This is a genomic window from Microbacterium sp. SORGH_AS_0454, assembly GCF_031453395.1.
In the GTDB taxonomy this organism is placed as follows: domain Bacteria; phylum Actinomycetota; class Actinomycetes; order Actinomycetales; family Microbacteriaceae; genus Microbacterium.
In genome coordinates, this window is record NZ_JAVIYS010000001.1 from 1,177,309 (window position 1) to 1,194,068 (window position 16,760).

A 16,760-nucleotide genomic window follows, 5' to 3' on the forward strand; every position below is an offset into this window, starting at 1 on the left:
CCGCCCTCTTCGCGCGGGGACGGATTCGGTCGTCCGCGGGACGAAGAGGCGGCGGGAGCGAACTCGTCGCAGGCGTGAGCTCTATCCCGTTCAATGAGAACACCGCGACGCGGCGGCGGAGCGAGGGGCACCATCGACACAGCCACCGTCGAAGGAGACGCCATGACCACCACCGTCCGTACCCGCGTCGCCATCGTCGGCGCCGGCCCCGCGGGGCTCCTGCTCTCGCACCTGCTCGACAGAGCGGGCATCGAGTCCGTCGTCATCGACCAGCGCTCGCGCGACGACATCGAGAGCACTATCCGGGCCGGCATCCTCGAGCAGGGCACCGTCGAACTGCTCGACACCCTCGGTCCCGCCTCGCGTGCCCGCACCCAGGGGCACCGCCACGACGGCGTCGAACTGCGCTTCGAGGGCGAGGGTCACCGCATCGACTTCGCGGCATCCGTCGGCCGTGCCGTCTGGCTGTACCCGCAGCACGAGGTGCTGAAAGACCTCATCGCCGCGCGGCTCGACGCCGGGCAGGATCTTCGTTTCGGCATCACGGCCGAGCGCGTCGACGACGCCGGCACCGCCCGCCCCCGCGTCATCGCCCGTGACGCCGACGGGCAGCCCCTCGAGATCGAGGCGGACTTCGTCGTCGGCTCCGACGGCTCGCGCAGCGTCGCTCGCGCCGTAGTCACCGGCTCGAGCACCGGCGGATACTTCCGCGAGTACCCGTTCGCGTGGTTCGGCATCCTGTGCGAGGCCCCACCCTCGAGCGACGAGCTCATCTACAGCAACTCCCCCGACGGCTTCGCCCTGGTCAGCCAGCGTTCCGACACCGTGCAGCGCATGTACTTCCAGTGCGACCCCGACACCGACACGAACGCGTATTCCGAGGCCCAGCTGTGGGACGAGCTGCAGAGGCGCGTGCCCGGCACGACCTTGAAGCAGGGCCCGATCTTCCAGCGCGACGTCCTGCGCTTCCGCAGCTTCGTCGCGCACGAGCTGCGCCGCGGCCGCGTCGCGCTCGTCGGAGATGCCGCGCACACCGTGCCGCCCACCGGCGCCAAGGGCATGAACCTCGCGATCGCCGACGTGCGCCTGCTCGCCGCCGCCCTCGAGGCGCTGCTGCTCGAGAACGACGAGCGCCTGCTCGACGCGTACCCCGAGACCGCCAGCCGCCGCATCTGGAAGGCGCAGCACTTCTCGTGGTGGATGACGAGCCTGCTGCACGTAGCCCCGGATGCCACCGACTTCGACCGTCGACGCCAGATCGGCGAACTGCGCACCGTCGTGGAGTCCGAGCACGGCCGCGCCTACCTTGCCGAGGCCTACTGCGGCTGGCCCTCCGACGCCTGACCCGCCGCCCGAGCCGAACCCCGAACCCCGCCCCGTGCCCGGGCGTCCCACCCCCTGTCGAGTGTCCAAAACACCCGGACCAAAATCGAAAACGTCCGGGTGTTCTGGACACTCAACGTGTCGTGCCCGAGGCGCGGGCTGGCAACGCCCCGCGCCGGAACACGAGCGACGGGATGCCGGCATCCGGCGCCCCACCCCCTCTCGAGTGTCCAAAACACCCGGACCAAAATCGAAAACGTCCGGGTGTTTTGGACACTCAACGAAGGTGAACACGCCCCCATGAAAGAACGCGGCGCCCGAGCCGAAGCCCGAGCGCCGCGCCGAGAGCCCGCGGGCTCAGCGCTTCGTGTCGCGTGCCTTCTTCTCGCGCGGCTGCGGGAAGGGGCTCGGCACCACCGGCACCGTGCCCGTGTAGCCCTCGCGCTCGGCGGCGAGCTCGGCGATGCGCTTGCGGCAGGCGAACCAGCCGATCGTGATGGCGAGGCTCGCCAGCACCGCCACCAGCAGCGTCGCGGGAGAGTCGATGAACACCAGCACGAGCACGACCGCGAGGAAGACGAGCGTCGCGTACCCCGTGTAGGGCGCCCAGAACAGGCGGAACTTCGGCCGTACGAGCTCGCCCCGGTCGGCGAGGCGCTTGAACTTCATCTGGCAGAGGATGATCGTCGCCCAGGTGACAAGGATGCCGACCGCGGCGACGTTCAGCACGGTCTCGAAGGCGTCGCTGGGGTTGACGTAGTTGATCGCGACTCCGAGCAGGGCGACGACCGCGGTGATCGCGATGCCGCCGTACGGGACGCCCGCCTTGTTCATGCGCGCGGCGAACTTCGGCGCCGATCCGGCGACCGCCATCGAGCGCAGGATCCGGCCCGTGGAGTACAGCCCTGCATTCAGCGACGACAGGGCGGCGGTGAGCACCACGAGGTTCATGATCACGTCGACACCCGGGACGCCGATCGATCCGAAGAAGGTGACGAAGGGGCTCTCGTCCTTGGTGTACGCCGTGTACGGCAGCAGCAGGGCAAGCAGCAGCACCGAGCCGACGTAGAAGATCGCGACGCGGAAGATGACCGAGTTGATCGCGCGCGGCATGACCTTCTCGGGGTTCTTCGTCTCGCCGGCCGCGGTACCGACCAGCTCGATCGAGGCGTACGCGAACACCACGCCCTGCATGAGGATGATCGCGGGGAGGATGCCGTTGGGGAAGAACCCGCCGTTGTCGGCGATCAGCGAGAACCCGGTGGGGGCGCCCGTGGGGGTGCCGAAGACGACGAAGTAGATGCCCACGAGCAGGAACGCCACGAGGGCGGCGACCTTGATGAGAGCGAACCAGAACTCCAGCTCGCCGAACACCTTCACCGACACCAGGTTGACGGCCAGCACGGTGACGAGCGCGGCGAGCGCCCACACCCACTGCGGGACGGCGGCGATCCACGGCACGTACTTGCCGAAGAAGTTCATGTAGAGCGCGGCGGCGGTGATGTCGACCATCGTGGTCGTCGCCCAGTTGATCCAGTAGAACCAGCCCGAGACGAATGCCGCCTTCTCACCGAAGAACTCGCGCGCGTACGAGACGAACGACCCCGAGGTGGGGCGGTGCAGCACCAGCTCGCCGAGCGCGCGGAGGATGAAGAAGGCGAAGACGCCGCACACGGCGTACGACAGCACGATCGCGGGTCCGGCCTGGGCCAGGCGGCCACCGGCGCCCAGGAACAGTCCCGTTCCGATCGCACCACCGATCGCGATCATCTGCACCTGACGCGACGTGAGGCGCTTGTGGTAGCCGCTGTCCTCGAGCTGAACGGTCGAGGTGGTGCGGGGCGGCTCTGCGGCGTCGCTCGAGCGGGGGGAGGAGTCGGTCACCTACCCATCGTGCGAATTGCGAAGCATCTGTCCAGCAAGCGCGCCGACATGTCGGCATCCCGGACAGGATGCCGCGACCCGGCGCGACCGGTCAGAGCCAGTGCTTGCGCTTGAACGCGAACCACAGACCGACCGAGGTGGCGGCCATGAGCGCGAGGGCCATCGGATAACCGAAGGTCCAGTCCAGCTCGGGCATGTTCTTGAAGTTCATGCCGTAGATGCCGCCCACCAGCGACGGGGCGAACAGGATCGCCGCCCAGCCCGAGATCTTCTTGACCTCTTCGTTCTGCTTGAGCGAGGTCTCGGTCTGGCGCTGCGTCACGAGCGTCGCATTGACGGTGAGGGCGTTGTCGAGGATCGCCCGGAGGGCGGTCAGCTTCTCGCACTGGCGCAGCACGTGGTCGAGCACGTCGCGCAACGACCGCTGGAGCTCGAGGTCGACGCCGTACTTGTCGGCGCCGCGCAGCAGCGCCTCGAGCATGTCGCGCAGGGGCTCGGCCGCCCGCTGGAAGTGGATGACCTCGCGCGCGAGTTCGTAGATGCGCTGCGTCAGATCGGCGCCGCCCTCGCCGAACAGCTGGTCCTCGATCTCGTCGACGTCGTTCTGGAGGCCGCGGGCGACGGGGTCGTACTGGTCGACCACCTCGTCGAGGATCGCGTAGAGCACCGCCTCGGGCCCCCGCGCGAGCAGGTCGGGGTTCTTCTCGAGCCGCTTGCGCACGGCTGCGAGGTCGGGCACCTCTGCGTGCCGCACCGTCACCACGTAATCGGGGCCGATGAACACGTGCAGTTCGCCGAACTCGACGGTCTCGGTCTCGTCGATGTAGCGGGCGGGGCGCAGAACCGCGAAGAGGTTGCCCCCGTACCGCTCGAGCTTCGCGCGCTGGTGCCCGGCGAGGGCGTCCTCGACGGCGAGGGGGTGCAGCGAGAACTCGGCGGCGACGCGCTCGAGCTCTTCGGGCGCGGGGCGGAGCAACCCGATCCACGCCATGCCTCCGTGAGCTTCCATGTACTCGAAGGTCTGGTCGAGGCTCGCGGGGTTCTCGATCCGGTGTCCGTCGACGTACACGGCGCTGTCGATGATGGGCATGGTTCCGTTGTACCCCGCCTGGCTATGACGCGGGGCCCGACGACGCGCGATCCTTACGCGATGTATACGGGCCGTTCCCCGGCGCCGCTCACTTCTTCGGGTCGTTGCCCCAGTTCATCAACGAGTACCGCCAGTCGGTGTCGGTGACATCGCCCTTCGGCTTCTGCGCGCTGTGCCGCTTGACGTACCCGACGACCTTCCGCATGTGGGCGTAGTCGTCGTCGGTGAGGTCGGCCTTCTTCTTCTCGAGAATGCGCACGATGTGGCGCCCGCTCTCGTGGCCGGTCGACTCGCCGCCGTCCTTCTTCTGTCCGACGGATTTGGATTCGTCCGTGTCGAGCCACTTCTTCAGCTCGCTCGCGGTCATGTTGACCGCCTCGTCGAAGTCCTTCGCGGTCTGCTCGTGGTCGTCGCTCATCACGTCATCCTCGCCATCGCCCGGGAGCAGGACAGACCCCTTGCGACGGCGCCGGGGTCATGGCATCCGTTCAGCCGACGGGCTCGCTCAGGGGTTCGTCGGCGTCCGATCCCGGATGCCGCGCCCCGGCGCTGCGACGCGCGGCGGCGAGCACCGCCCCGATGCTGGCCGTGATGACGAGCGCGATCCCGACGAGCTCGAGCCACGAAAGGTGCTGGCCGAGCAGGAGGAACCCGGCGAGAGAAGCGGTGGCGGGCCCGAGGCTCATGAGGATCGCGAACGCCGAGGCCGCCAGGCGCCGGAGCGCCACGAGTTCGAGAGCGTACGGGATGGTCGACGACAGCAGCGCGACCGCGGCCCCGATGGCCAGGATGTCGAGCCGCAGCAGGGCCGAGCCTGCCTGGGCGATCCCGAACGGCAGGGCGATCACGGCGCCCACGGCCATGGCGAGCGCGAGACCGTCGAGCCGCGGGAACTCCCGGCCGACCCGCGCCGACGCGAGGATATACAGCGCCCAGCTCACCGCCGCGCCCAAGGCGAACAGCACGCCGAGCGCGTCGAGGCGATCCCAGCCTCCCGCGCCGAGCGCGGCCACGCCGCCGAGCGCGAGTCCCGCCCATACCCACCGCGCGACCCCCGTCGCGGTGAGAATCGACAGGGTGAGGGGCCCGAGCACCTCGATCGTCACCGTCACGCCGAGGGGCAGACGCTGCAGCGCGAGATAGAAGAGTCCGTTCATGGATGCCAGCACCACGCCGAATCCGATGACGGAGCGCCACGCGTAACCGGTGTGTCCGCGCAGGCGCGGGCGGGCGATGACCAGCAGCAGCACGGCCGAGAACAGCAGCCGCAGCATGACGATGCCGAGCGGCCCGGTGTGGGGGAAGAGCAGCACGGCGAACGAGGCGCCGACCTCTTGACACGCCAGACCGACCAGCACGAGCGAGGCGGCCGACCCCTGCCCGCCGCGCGCGGTCATCGCCGGGTCATCCGGCGGGAGCGGCGCAGATGGCCTTGCTGTTGATGTTGTCGCGCATCTGCTCGGCGGTCCACGGCAGCCCCGCCTGGGGTGCGGTCTGCCCCTGGGCGGCGGGAGCCTTCGAGGCGATCGCCGCGAGCTCCCACGCCAGCCACGCGCCGGTGGTCTTGTCACCGCCGGAATTGTTCAGAACGACCGCGACCGACATCCCGGTCGTCGGGTCGGCGAACGCCCCCACCAGATAGCCGGGCATCGAACCGTACTGCCCGATCAGCGAGCCGGCCTGGAAGGCGCCGCCGGCCGAGGTGAACCACGTCGGCTGGTCGCCGCCGACGGGCACGGGGGCGGCGAACCGGTCGTTTCCGGCGGGCAGGAGCGCTCCGGTGGCGAGCGCCTGCGCGTACCGGCCGAGGTCGGTGATGTTCGTCACCGCGCCCGCGGCCGCACCGCCGTAGCTCGACGACATGTCCGTGTAGTCGCGCGGGTCGGTGCAGTTCCAGGCACCCTCGGCGTTCTGCTGCGACCAGTACCCGCGCAGCGACGCGTCGGCGGGGTCGGCGGGAGCCGGGTCCGGCAGACCGGTCGCGTCGAGTCCGAGCGGCTCGGTGACGCGCTCGGCGATGAGCTGAGCGATCGGTTCGTTGGCGGCGCGCTCGGCCGCGAGACCGGCGAGGACGAAGTTGGTCGCCGAATCGGCGAAGGCTGCGCCCGGGGCGTTGGTGCGCGGGCTCGCGATGCCGTAGGTCATGAGCTCGCGCGGGTTCCACACGCGCTCGGGGTTGTTCGCCGTCACCCCGTCGAGCACCGAGGTGTACGACGCGAGGCCGGAGGTGCCGTCGCAGAGCTGACGCAGGGTGATGTCGTCGTAGCCGGGGAGGTTGCTCACCCAGGTCGTCACGGGGTCGCTCATCGACAGCGTGCCGTCGGCCGCGAGGCGGTACAGCACGTCGCACGTCATCGCGCCGGTCACATCGCCCGCGCGGAACCCGAGGTCTGCGGTGACCTCCGCACCGCCGGGCCCCTGCGTTCCCAGACCCGATACCCACGTGCCGCTCCAGGGCGCCCACACGCCGACGATCGCACCGGTGGACCCCGTCGCGGTCATGGCCGAGGTGACGGCCGCTTGCAGTTCGGTCACCGTCGCCTCGGGCAGAGGGGCATCCACCTGGGTGGGGACGTTGATCGACACCGAACCCTGCGGCGAGCACCCGCTCAGCACGACGGCGAGAACGCTCGCTCCCGCGATCGCCACGGCCGCGGAACGACGCCATGCCCGCATGTGAAACCCCCAGCATTTCCGCGCGCGACGAAGCACCCGCTCCAAAGATTCAAACACATGGCACCTGAACGAAAGCGGCGCTTGCGCACCCGTTACCGTCACGTCTGCATCACGACGGGCCGGGTGAGAGGAGTTTCTGGGCGAAATGGGGGTTAGGTAAACCTAACTCTGTGCGTAAGATGGCCGCATGAACGCCGTCGTCCCGTTCTCGACAGCTCTGCGCGAGCGTTCCAGCGACGCGCACTCGCCCCACGAGTGCGACGGATTCATGACCGACCTCCTCACCGGAGCCGGCACGCGCGACGACTACATCGCCCTCATCGCCCAGCACTGGTTCATCTACGCCGCTCTCGAAGAGGCCGCCGGTCGCATGCGCAGCGACCCCGTGGCATCCGTGTTCCTCCAGGGGCGCCACTCCCGCCTCCCCGCCCTCGAGGCCGACCTCGGCTTCCTCATCGGCGACGATTGGCGCGAGCGGATCACCCCGCTGCCGACCACGCAGGCCTACGTCTCGCGCATCCGCCGCGTGGCCGCCACGTGGCCCGGCGGCTTCGTCGCCCACCACTACACGCGCCTGCTCGGCGACCTGTCGGGCGGGCCCTCGATCGGCCGGCTCATGCGACGCCGCTTCGGCTTCGAGACCAACGGCATCGGCTTCCTGCTGTTCGGCGACATCGCCGACCCCAAGGCGTTCAAGACCGTCTACCGCGAGCAGCTCGACGCCGCCCCCTGGGACGATCGCGAGAAAGAGCGCGTCATCGCCGAGGTGCTCGTGGCCTACCGCTTCACCACCGAACTGTTCGCCGACCTCACGCGCGCCAAGGCCGGCCAGGTCGCGTGACCCGGGGCGGCGGGTGACCGCTCAGGCCTGCGCCGTCGCCTGCCTGCTCAACCACGCCTGCTTCATGAAGCGGCGCACGTCCTCGTCGACACGGATGTCGCCGGGCTTGAGCGGACGCGTCAGGTACAGGCCGTCGAGCGAGGTCAAGCGGCTGAGCGCGACGTAGGTCTGCCCGGGGGCGAAGGCACCCGCACCGAGGTCGACGACCGCGCGGTCGTAGGTCTTGCCCTGCGACTTGTGAATGGTCACGGCCCACGCCAGCCGCAACGGGAACTGGGTGAACTCGGCGACGATCTCGCGCGAGAGGTTCTTCGTCCCCGGGTCGTACGCGTAGCGGTATCTCTCCCACACGGCCGGTTCGACGTCGTGCGCGGTACCGTCGACCTCGACGCGCACGCTGTCGCCGGCGATGCGCGTCACGGTGCCGATCGTGCCGTTGACCCAGCGCGGAGCCTCGCCGAACTGCGCCGCGTCGTTTCGGAGGAACATCACCTGTGCGCCGACCTTGAGCGTGAGCTCCATCTCGGCGGGATAGTTCGCCTCGCCCCGACCGAAATCGCCCGAGATCTCGGCGTTGGCCGTCTGCGTGCGACCGATCAACTCGTCGAGGTGCCGGCGGTTGATGGTGTTGACGCGGTCGTTGCGGGTCGCGAGCGTGATGATCGGGTGCTCGCCGTCGGCCGGGTGCGGCGGCGTGCGGGCACCGGCGGTGTTCAGGATGCCGGCCATCTCGGCCGTCACGCGCCCGTACCGCACGGCGTTGAGCAGCTGCTTGAACCCCGGGTCGGACTGCCGGTGGATCTCGACGAGTTCGTTGACGTGCAGGTCGGCGCCGTGGCGCCCGATGTCGATGAGACCGTCGCTGGCAGCCTCGCCCGACCACACCTTGGCGTCGAAGAACCAGAACGAGCGGTAGTGGTCGCGGATGTACCGCATCTCATCGCCGCGCGGCGGCACGGGAGCGAGTTGGTACGGGTCGCCGAACATCACGATCTGCGTGCCGCCGAACGGCTCCGACCGCCGACCGCGGGCCTGGCGGAGCGAGCGGTCGATGGCATCCATGAGATCCGCGTTCACCATCGAGATCTCGTCGATCACGAGCGTGTCGATGGCGTTGAGGAGCTTTCGTGTGGCGTCGTTCTGATCGATGTCGCCGTTCGCGATGAGCCCGATCGGCAGACGGAAGAGCGAGTGGATCGTCTGACCCTCGACGTTGAGGGCTGCCACCCCGGTGGGAGCGCACACGGCGATCTGCTTCTTCGTGTTCCAGGCCAGATGCTGCAGCAGGGTCGACTTGCCCGTGCCGGCGCGGCCGGTGACGAAGACGTGCTCCCGGGTGTCCTCGATCAGCCGGAACAGCGCCTGCTGCTCGGCGGAAAGGGGCGGCGTGGTCACCGGCCCATGCTAGTTCGCACGGGTCGACTCGGGCGGCGGGCTGGGGATGGGCCCGCCCGTCGGCTCGGTGTGGACGAGGAGCCAGCGCGCCTCTCCCGAGAGCACGTCGGCGACGTGGCTGCGAAATCGCGGGCACTCGGTGATGTCGTGCGAGCGACAGCGCAGGGCATGCTCGGTCATGGCGCGAGCCTGGGCGATGTCGGCGGCGCGGCGGTCGAGCTCGGCGACGTGCTCTTCGAGCACACGGTGGCGGTCGGGGGCTCCGTCGTCGAGCAGCACGCGGATCTGCTCGAGCGAGAGCCCCGCCGCCTTGTTGCGCAGGATCACCGCGATCCGCACGCTGTCGGCCTCGTCGTAGCGGCGTCGGCCCGCGGCATCCCGGGTCGGACGCAGGAGCCCCTCGTCTTCCCAGTGCCGCAGCACGTGCGTCTCGAGACCGAACCGCGCCGCCGCCTCGCCGATCGACTCGCCCGCGCGCACGACACTTGACTTCATGTCGACATGAAGTCACAGGATGGTCCGGAAAGCAAGCGGAAAGGAGCACGTCGTGTACGACGCGATCATCATCGGAGGCGGCCCCGCCGGCCTGCAGGCGGCCCTCACCCTCGGGCGCATGCACCGGCGCACGCTGCTGCTGGACTCGGGCGACTACCGCAATGGCAGCGTCCGTCACGCGCACAACCTGCTGACCAACGACGGGCGGGACCCCGCCGAGCTCCGACGCCTCGGCCGCGACGAGATCGCCGCCTACCCCGACGTCGAGATCCGGGATGCCGCCGTCTCGTCCGTCGTGAGAGAAGACGACGCCCTGACGGTCACCGTCGGCGCCGAGCGTCTCCGCGCCCACGCCGTGATCCTCGCCACGGGGGTCGCCGACCGGCTCCCCGCCATCCCCGGGCTCGACGAGCAGTGGGGCGACCGCGTCGCGAACTGCCCGTTCTGCCACGGCCACGAGTTCGCCGGCCGTCCGGTCGCGATCGTCAACGGCAGCGACCACGCCGCCGTGCTCGGGCGGATGCTGGAGCCCGTGGCATCCGAGGTCCATCTCGTCGACCCCGCCACCGTCGTCCGCGTCGACGGGACCGCCGACGGACTCGCCCTCGCGCGCGCCGACGGTTCGGTGCTCGAAGTCGCCGGGGCGTTCGTCGCGCCCACCTGGAGCTCGCGTGCGGACTTCCTCGACGCACTCGGCGTCGAGCTGCAGGAGTCGGGGGCCGTGCGCACCGATCCGTTCGGCCGGACGAGCGTCGAGAACGTCTACGCCGTGGGTGATCTGGCGCACCCCGACCATCTGCCGGGGCCGATGTTCTCGCTCGCCGCGGCCCTCTCGAGCGGTCAGCTCGCCGCAGTGGCCGTGGTGCAGTCGCTCGTCATGGACTGACGTGCGGGGCGCCTCCACAGGAGCCTTTCCTACACTGGAGGCGTGGACACCGCAGGCGGGGGCCCCGCGACGCCCGAAGGCGTTCGCGGCGTGCGCGCGCGCCCAGGACGCACCATCGCCGGAATCACCCTGGTGGGCGTCCTGCTGATCGCCGCCCTCGGCGCGGGCGCGGCCTCGCTCTATCGCGAGTTCTACAGCCCCCGCGCGTTCGTCCAGCATTACCTCGAGCTGCTTCAGGACCACCGGACGGCGGAGGCCCTCGCGCTCCCCGGTGTGGCCGTCGATTCCGCCGAGCTGCAGTCGGCGGGCCTCCCGGCCACCGCTTCCGAGGCACTGCTGCGCCCCGATGCGCTCACCGCGTTGACGGATGCCGAGATCACCGGCGAGAGCACGAACGGCGAGCAGACGCAGATCACCGTCAGCTACACGGCCGGCGGCTACGGCGGCCAGACCACCTTCGCGATCCAGCACGACACGAACGAGGGCCTCCTCCCCCGCTGGCGGTTCGCCCGGAGCCCGCTGTCGGTCATGAAACTCACGGTCGACGGGTCGATGCGTTTCGCCGTCAACGGCTTCGAGGTCGACAAACGTCAGGTCTCGGTCGACGGCGCCGACGTCGACCCCACGGCAGCGGTCCCCCTGCTGGTGTTCTCGCCCGGGCTCTACTCGGTCAACGTCGACACCGCCATCTCGGCGACTCCCGGTGTCGCTGTGCTCGCCGACGCGCCGCTGGCCGGCATCCCGGTCGATGTCCAGGCCCAGCCGACCGACGAGTTCATCTCGGTCGTCCAGTCGCGTGTCGAGGATTTCCTCACCACGTGCGCCCAGCAGAAAGTGCTGCAGCCGACCGGGTGCCCCTTCGGTTTCACCGTGCGCAACCGCATCGATGACGCCCCCACCTGGTCGATCGTCGAGCAGCCGGTGGTGACCGTCGTGCCCGACGGAGCAGGGTGGCGCATCCCCTCGGCGAAGGCCGTGGCGCACATCGTGGTCGACATCCGCTCGATCTTCGACGGGAGCGTGCGCACCGTCGAAGAAGACATCGCCTTCCGCGTCGACGGCGAGATCACGGTGCTGCCCGACGGCACCGCTTCGATCCTCGTCGGCGGCTCGTCCGACTGAGCCCGGCGAACGGGTCAGTTGCCCCGCGACGCCATCCGCGCGTCACGCTCGGCCAGTCGCTGCAACTCTTCGTTGTAGGCGTCGAGCTCGACGTCGCCGACGCGGTCGACGTGGCGGTCGCGTCGGCGCTGCTGGCGCTCGTCGCTGCGGCTCCACTGGATGGCGACCGCGATGGCGAGCACGAGAGTGGGGATCTCGCCCACCGACCACGCGACACCACCGCCGACGTACTGGTCTTGCAACGGGGTCGCCCCCCAGGTGCGCCCCATCGCCCCGAACCACTCGGCCACCATCAGACCCGAATTCATCATGATCGCGATGCCGAAGAAGGCGTGCATCGCCATGATCGCGATGAGCATCAGCAGGCGCATCGGGTACGGCAGACGGTACGGAACGGGATCGATGCCGATGAGGCTCAGCACGAAGAGGTAACCGGTCACCAGGAAGTGCGCGACCATCCAGATGTGCCCGACGTGGTCGTACAGCGACCAGCGGAAGAGGTCGGTGTAGTAGAACGCCCAGAGCGATCCGATGAACAGGCCCGCCGCCACGTAGGGGTTGGTCAGCACCTTCGCGACCGGATTGTGCACCGCCCAGAGGATCCACTCGCGACCGCCGCGCGTCCCGTCCGTGCGCTTGCGGATCGCGCGGGCCGCGAGCGACACCGGTGCCCCCGCCACGAGCAGGAGCGGGATCGCCATCGACAGCAGCATGTGCCCGATCATGTGCATGCTGAACAGGTAGTCCTGGTACACGTTGATGGGGCCCGAGGTGACCCAGAAGACACCCAGCATGCCGAGGCACCAGAGCACGGTGCGGTAGATCGGCCACGAGTCGCCGCGGCGCAGCAGCCGGTAGACGCCCGCCAGGTAGAAGAACACACCGAAAGCCACCACGAGCGTCCACAGCAGGTCGATGTCCCACGCGGTGAACCAGCGCTCGATCGTCAGGTCGGGGGGCAGCGGCGCACCGGTCAGGACCTCGGCCGGGGTCTGCCCCACGAGCGGGGGCTGCACGGGCGGGGGCGTGCGCGCGAGAGCGGCGGCAACACCGCTGGCGATGCCCATGAAGGCGAGCTCGAGCGTGATGACGCTCCAGAAGCGGCGGGAACCGGGCTCCTCGGCCATGCGCGAGATGAGACGACGGCGGTACCACGCACCCAGCACGCCCATCGCGATCAGGGCGCCCACCTTGATCAGCACGAGCACGCCGTACGCCGACCAGAGGTTCTGCAGTCCCAAGAGACCGATCGAGGCACGCACCGTCCCCGAGATCGCGACGACGATGAAGGCGACGAGGGCGATCGAGGAGTAGCGCAGCAGCGTGGTCTGCAACTGGCCTCGCGACATTGCGGGGCGGACCACGACGAGCAGGATCAGACCACCGAGCCATACGGCGGCGGCCATGATGTGCAGCACGAGCGAGGTGACGGCCGCGTTGTGGCTGGCCTCCTCACCGGCGTGCCCCTGTGTTCCCATCGGGATCAGCGAGGCGAGGGCGAGGATCGCGACCACGAGCGTGGGGATCCACGAGCGCACGGCGAAGGTGAGCACGGTCAGCACGGCGCCCGCGATCGTGGTGATCAGCCACGCCTGCCCGATCGAGCTCTCGACGAGGAAGCGCCCGAGTTGCTGGCCGAAGACCGCGTCGAGCGTCGGCTTCGCGTTGAGGACGTTGAGGAAGGTCAGATACCCCGTGGTCGCCGCCGAGACGGTGAAGACGGCAGCGCCGATGGATGCCGTGTCGAGGGCGATCTCGAACGGTCGCTCCCCCGCAGGAAGGGCGAAGAGCGCCAGGACCAGCGAGCCGACCATCGTGGCGGCGGCGAGGTTGACGACGACCGTGGCGATCGGCAGACCCCACCGCACGACCGGACCCGGGTCGGCGAGCTGCGTGGGCGCGGCTCCTCCACCGTAGGCGAGCCCCACCGCGACGGCGATGAGCGAGACCACGACCAGGATGACGGGTCCCGCGACGCGGAGCAGGCGGGGATTCACCCCCTCAGCCTACGTCGCGCGGGAACGACAGAGGGGGGATGCCGTGTGGCAACCCCCCTCTGTGATTCGACGCCGTCTTACTTGACGGCGGCCTTCAGCTTGGAGCCCGCGGTCACCTTGACGCGCTTGCCGGCGGGGATCGAGATCTCCTCGCCCGTCTGGGGGTTGCGGCCCGTGCGAGCCGACGTCGCGACCTGCTCGAAGGCGATCCAGCCGGGGATCGAGACCTTGCTGCCCTTGGCGACCGCCTCGGAGACGGTGGAGAAGAGGGAGTCGAGCACGCCCGACACGGCGGACTGGCTCTGCCCGGTCGCGCTGGCGATGCTCGCGACGAGCTCGGTCTTGGTGATGGACTTGTCAGCCATGTGGTTGTCCTCCAGGCGACGTCTGAGTCGCCTCTCGTTACGCGGACGAGGGGAAAATCCTCCTCGGTGGTCGGGAGACCGCCTCGACAGTATCAACCGAACCGCGGAATTACGCGGATTCTGACGGATTTTCCCCCTTTCGCGCCGGCGTGTCGCGGCACCGACGGGGCGGATGGGGCGGTCGGGGCAGCTGAGCGGCGCCCTCGTACGTCGGCGGCCCTGCACCTCGCCCGAAAACGGGGAGCGCGCGATCGAGGCCCGCCCGCCGCGCGCGAGCCGTGGTACCTCAAGAGCCGACCGGGGCTCGGGGGCACCCGATCAGGCAATTCACGAAACGGTATGAAATACCATAGAAAGGACCAAAAATACCCTGAGGTGCGCGCGAAGCGGAGGTGCGATGTCGGGAACCCCATCCTCCATCGACGCGCGCGCGACCCTTCACGCCGCGGTCGTCACGACGGCGACCCGGCTGGCACCGGGCCACGGAATCCCGATCACCCGTCATCTCGCGCTGCTGGCCGAGGCCGAGACCCCGGCCCCGCCCGCGATGTGGACCGACGCCTCCGCGCAGACGGTGGGGGCGCTGCTGGCGGCGCGAGCGCGGCGCGACGCTCTCGTCGACGGCGTAGGCGTGGTGCGTCTGTACTTCGACGAAGTGCGCCTGAAACGCCCCGCCGCCCTCTCTTCCAGCGGCCGGGCGCTGCTGCTGGCCAGCGCGGGCGAGTACTGCGCGGCGATCGGCTCAGCGCAGCACGCCGCCCGGTTCGGCGCCGAGGCGCTCCTCTTCGCCGACACACCCGCTCTGCGGTATCGGGCACTGACGGTCATCGCGCTGGGGCACGCGATCAACGGCGAGTACACCGCGGCCGAAGAAGCCTCGTCCGGCGCGCAGGAGATCTTCGCGGCCGAAGGATGGCCCGTGGAAGAGGCCGCCTACCTGCTCTTCCTCGCCGACATCCTGACCTCGTCGGCGCGCTGCGACGTCGAACGCCTCGCCGCCGTCCCCTCGGCGATGGCACTCACCCAACGCGACGACCCGTATTGGACGTACACGGCGCGAGCCGCCGGAGTGATGGTCAAGCTCCTCCGGCACAAGTTCGCCGACGGGCGGGCCGAGGCCCGCGAACTGCTCCACGGGGGCCTGCGAAGCGCGAGCCACCGCATGGTGCGCCACTTCCTGCTCTGCATCATGTCCGACCTCTACGTCGCGCAGGGCGATGACGCACAGGCTCTCGCGGTCCTCGCGCCCTACGACAACCCCGAGGGGCACGGTATCTGCTTCTCGATGCAGCGAGCCACGGCCCTGCTGCGTCTCGGACGGGAGCGCGAGCTGCTGCTCGAGACCGACGCCTGCGTGGCATCCGAGACCGAACACTGCCTGCGCACCTTCACACCGGTTCTGCTGCGCCGCGCCCTCGCCCAGCAGCGGCTCGGCAACTCCCGCCGCGCTCACCAGAGCATGGAGTCGGCTCTGCTGATCATGCAGCGCACGGGGACCTGGGCGACTCCGTTCCTCATGCTCCCGCACGACGAGACACGGCAACTGATGGAGGGCGTCGTCGCTCACAACCCGGAGTTGCGGCACCTGATGGCCTCTCTCGAGGGGGTCCTCGCCCGCGTGGCGGCGCCCGACAACGAGAGCGCCCCGGCGTACGCCACCCCGTGCCTCACACCGACGGAGCGCGCCCTGGCATTCCTGCTCGAAAGCCCTCTCAGCCTGGCCGAGATCGCGCGAGAACGCGGGGTGTCACTCAACACGGTGAAGAGCCAGGTGCGGTCGATCTACCTCAAGCTCGGCGTCAGCGGTCGCACCGAGGCCATCGAGCAGCTGAACTCCGTCGACGCCTGAAGGGCGCGCGGCGATCACCGGAAACGCCGAAGGGCGAGGGCTCCTCTCGGAACCCCCGCCCTTCGAACGGGTGTCTGGTGCTTACCAGGACGACTTGGTCACACCGGGCAGCTCGCCACGGTGGGCCATGTCACGGAAGCGGACGCGCGAGACGCCGAACTTCGTGAGGACACCACGGGGGCGGCCGTCGATGACGTCGCGGCTGCGCACGCGCGCGGGCGACGCGTTGCGGGGCAGCTTCTGCAGGCCCACGCGGGCGGCCTCGCGGGCCTCGTCGGTCGCGTTGGGGTCGACCAGGGTCTTCTTCAGCTCGGCGCGCTTCGCGGCGTAGCGCTCGACGACGACCTTGCGCTGCTCGTTGCGCGCGATCTTGCTCTTCTTAGCCATGTGCTTAGCGCTCCTCTCGGAAGTCGACGTGCTTGCGGACCACGGGGTCGTACTTCTTCAGCACGATGCGGTCGGGGTTGTTGCGGCGGTTCTTGCGCGTCACGTAGGTGTACCCCGTGCCGGCGGTCGAACGCAGCTTGATGATCGGACGAACGTCCTGAGCCTTCTTCGCCATTACAGCTTCACGCCCTTCGCCTGCAGGTCACGGACGACGGACTCGATGCCGCGAGCGTCGATGACCTTGATGCCCTTCGCCGAAACGTTGAGCTTGATGTTGCGACCCAGCGACGGAACGAAGTAGGTCTTCTTCTGCACGTTCGGGTCGAAGCGGCGCTTCGTCCGGCGGTGCGAGTGCGAGATGTTGTGACCGAAGCCGGGAACCGCTCCAGTCACCTGGCACACTGCTGCCATGGTGATGTCTCCTTCTGTACCGTGACACCGGACGGTGCC

General features: G+C 69.4%; 17 protein-coding genes. 5 read left to right on the forward strand and 12 right to left on the reverse strand.

Annotation, left to right across the window (positions count from 1 at the left end; translation table 11 throughout):
• Positions 1 to 162: 162 nt before the first annotated feature.
• Entirely contained in the window at positions 163 to 1,344 is a 1,182-nt protein-coding gene (locus QE454_RS05415; protein ID WP_307457260.1) for a 4-hydroxybenzoate 3-monooxygenase, read from the forward strand.
• Between the two features lie 336 nt (positions 1,345 to 1,680).
• On the opposite strand, the gene QE454_RS05420 is transcribed toward QE454_RS05415, so the two are convergent.
• From QE454_RS05420 to QE454_RS05440, 5 genes are all read right to left on the reverse strand, one after another.
• Positions 1,681 to 3,207 carry an amino acid permease gene (locus tag QE454_RS05420; protein WP_210076800.1) on the reverse strand — a complete coding sequence of 509 codons (1,527 nt, stop codon included), beginning with the start codon at positions 3,205 to 3,207 and terminating at the stop codon, positions 1,681 to 1,683.
• Between the two features lie 91 nt (positions 3,208 to 3,298).
• Entirely contained in the window at positions 3,299 to 4,297 is a 999-nt protein-coding gene (gene corA / locus QE454_RS05425; protein ID WP_141378021.1) for a magnesium/cobalt transporter CorA, read from the reverse strand.
• A gap of 88 nt (positions 4,298 to 4,385) precedes the next feature.
• Positions 4,386 to 4,715: a DUF3140 domain-containing protein gene (locus QE454_RS05430; RefSeq protein WP_210076798.1), complete on the reverse strand. Its 330-nt coding sequence runs from the start codon at positions 4,713 to 4,715 to the stop codon at positions 4,386 to 4,388.
• A gap of 70 nt (positions 4,716 to 4,785) precedes the next feature.
• Positions 4,786 to 5,694 (reverse strand): DMT family transporter, encoded by a 909-nt coding sequence (locus QE454_RS05435; RefSeq protein ID WP_307457257.1) that lies wholly within the window; start codon positions 5,692 to 5,694, stop codon positions 4,786 to 4,788.
• A gap of 7 nt (positions 5,695 to 5,701) precedes the next feature.
• Positions 5,702 to 6,973, reverse strand: coding sequence for a serine hydrolase (locus QE454_RS05440; protein ID WP_210076794.1), 1,272 nt, complete (start codon positions 6,971 to 6,973; stop codon positions 5,702 to 5,704).
• 187 nt (positions 6,974 to 7,160) lie between these two features.
• On the opposite strand from QE454_RS05440, the gene QE454_RS05445 reads away from it, so the two are divergent.
• Positions 7,161 to 7,814, forward strand: a complete 654-nt coding sequence (locus tag QE454_RS05445) for a heme oxygenase (biliverdin-producing) (protein ID WP_210076792.1) — start codon at positions 7,161 to 7,163, stop codon at positions 7,812 to 7,814.
• A 21-nt stretch (positions 7,815 to 7,835) separates the two neighbouring features.
• On the opposite strand, the gene QE454_RS05450 is transcribed toward QE454_RS05445, so the two are convergent.
• Entirely contained in the window at positions 7,836 to 9,209 is a 1,374-nt protein-coding gene (locus tag QE454_RS05450; RefSeq protein ID WP_210076790.1) for an ATP-dependent RecD-like DNA helicase, read from the reverse strand.
• A gap of 9 nt (positions 9,210 to 9,218) precedes the next feature.
• Positions 9,219 to 9,704 carry a MerR family transcriptional regulator gene (locus QE454_RS05455; RefSeq protein ID WP_307457250.1) on the reverse strand — a complete coding sequence of 162 codons (486 nt, stop codon included), beginning with the start codon at positions 9,702 to 9,704 and terminating at the stop codon, positions 9,219 to 9,221.
• 52 nt (positions 9,705 to 9,756) lie between these two features.
• On the opposite strand from QE454_RS05455, the gene QE454_RS05460 reads away from it, so the two are divergent.
• Positions 9,757 to 10,590 (forward strand): NAD(P)/FAD-dependent oxidoreductase, encoded by an 834-nt coding sequence (locus QE454_RS05460; RefSeq protein WP_307457247.1) that lies wholly within the window; start codon positions 9,757 to 9,759, stop codon positions 10,588 to 10,590.
• Positions 10,591 to 10,632: 42 nt separating this feature from the next.
• Entirely contained in the window at positions 10,633 to 11,712 is a 1,080-nt protein-coding gene (locus tag QE454_RS05465) for a hypothetical protein (RefSeq protein WP_307457244.1), read from the forward strand.
• 14 nt (positions 11,713 to 11,726) lie between these two features.
• On the opposite strand, the gene QE454_RS05470 is transcribed toward QE454_RS05465, so the two are convergent.
• Positions 11,727 to 13,709 carry a cytochrome c oxidase assembly protein gene (locus QE454_RS05470; protein WP_307457241.1) on the reverse strand — a complete coding sequence of 661 codons (1,983 nt, stop codon included), beginning with the start codon at positions 13,707 to 13,709 and terminating at the stop codon, positions 11,727 to 11,729.
• A gap of 77 nt (positions 13,710 to 13,786) precedes the next feature.
• Entirely contained in the window at positions 13,787 to 14,074 is a 288-nt protein-coding gene (locus QE454_RS05475) for an HU family DNA-binding protein (protein WP_013584778.1), read from the reverse strand.
• Positions 14,075 to 14,471: 397 nt separating this feature from the next.
• On the opposite strand from QE454_RS05475, the gene QE454_RS05480 reads away from it, so the two are divergent.
• Positions 14,472 to 15,923 carry a LuxR family transcriptional regulator gene (locus QE454_RS05480; protein WP_307457238.1) on the forward strand — a complete coding sequence of 484 codons (1,452 nt, stop codon included), beginning with the start codon at positions 14,472 to 14,474 and terminating at the stop codon, positions 15,921 to 15,923.
• 81 nt (positions 15,924 to 16,004) lie between these two features.
• Here QE454_RS05480 and rpsN read toward each other — a convergent pair whose 3' ends face one another.
• The 3 genes from rpsN to rpmB are packed head-to-tail and all read right to left on the reverse strand — an operon-like array spanning position 16,005 to position 16,721.
• The gene (gene rpsN, locus QE454_RS05485) at positions 16,005 to 16,310 is read right to left on the reverse strand and encodes a 30S ribosomal protein S14 (RefSeq protein ID WP_022878196.1); all 306 of its coding nucleotides are present in this window, start codon (positions 16,308 to 16,310) and stop codon (positions 16,005 to 16,007) included.
• A 4-nt stretch (positions 16,311 to 16,314) separates the two neighbouring features.
• Positions 16,315 to 16,485, reverse strand: a complete 171-nt coding sequence (gene rpmG, locus QE454_RS05490) for a 50S ribosomal protein L33 (RefSeq protein ID WP_013584775.1) — start codon at positions 16,483 to 16,485, stop codon at positions 16,315 to 16,317.
• Positions 16,485 to 16,721 (reverse strand): 50S ribosomal protein L28, encoded by a 237-nt coding sequence (rpmB, locus tag QE454_RS05495; RefSeq protein ID WP_055832508.1) that lies wholly within the window; start codon positions 16,719 to 16,721, stop codon positions 16,485 to 16,487. Before rpmB ends, rpmG begins: the two co-directional genes overlap by 1 nt.
• Positions 16,722 to 16,760: the final 39 nt, after the last annotated feature.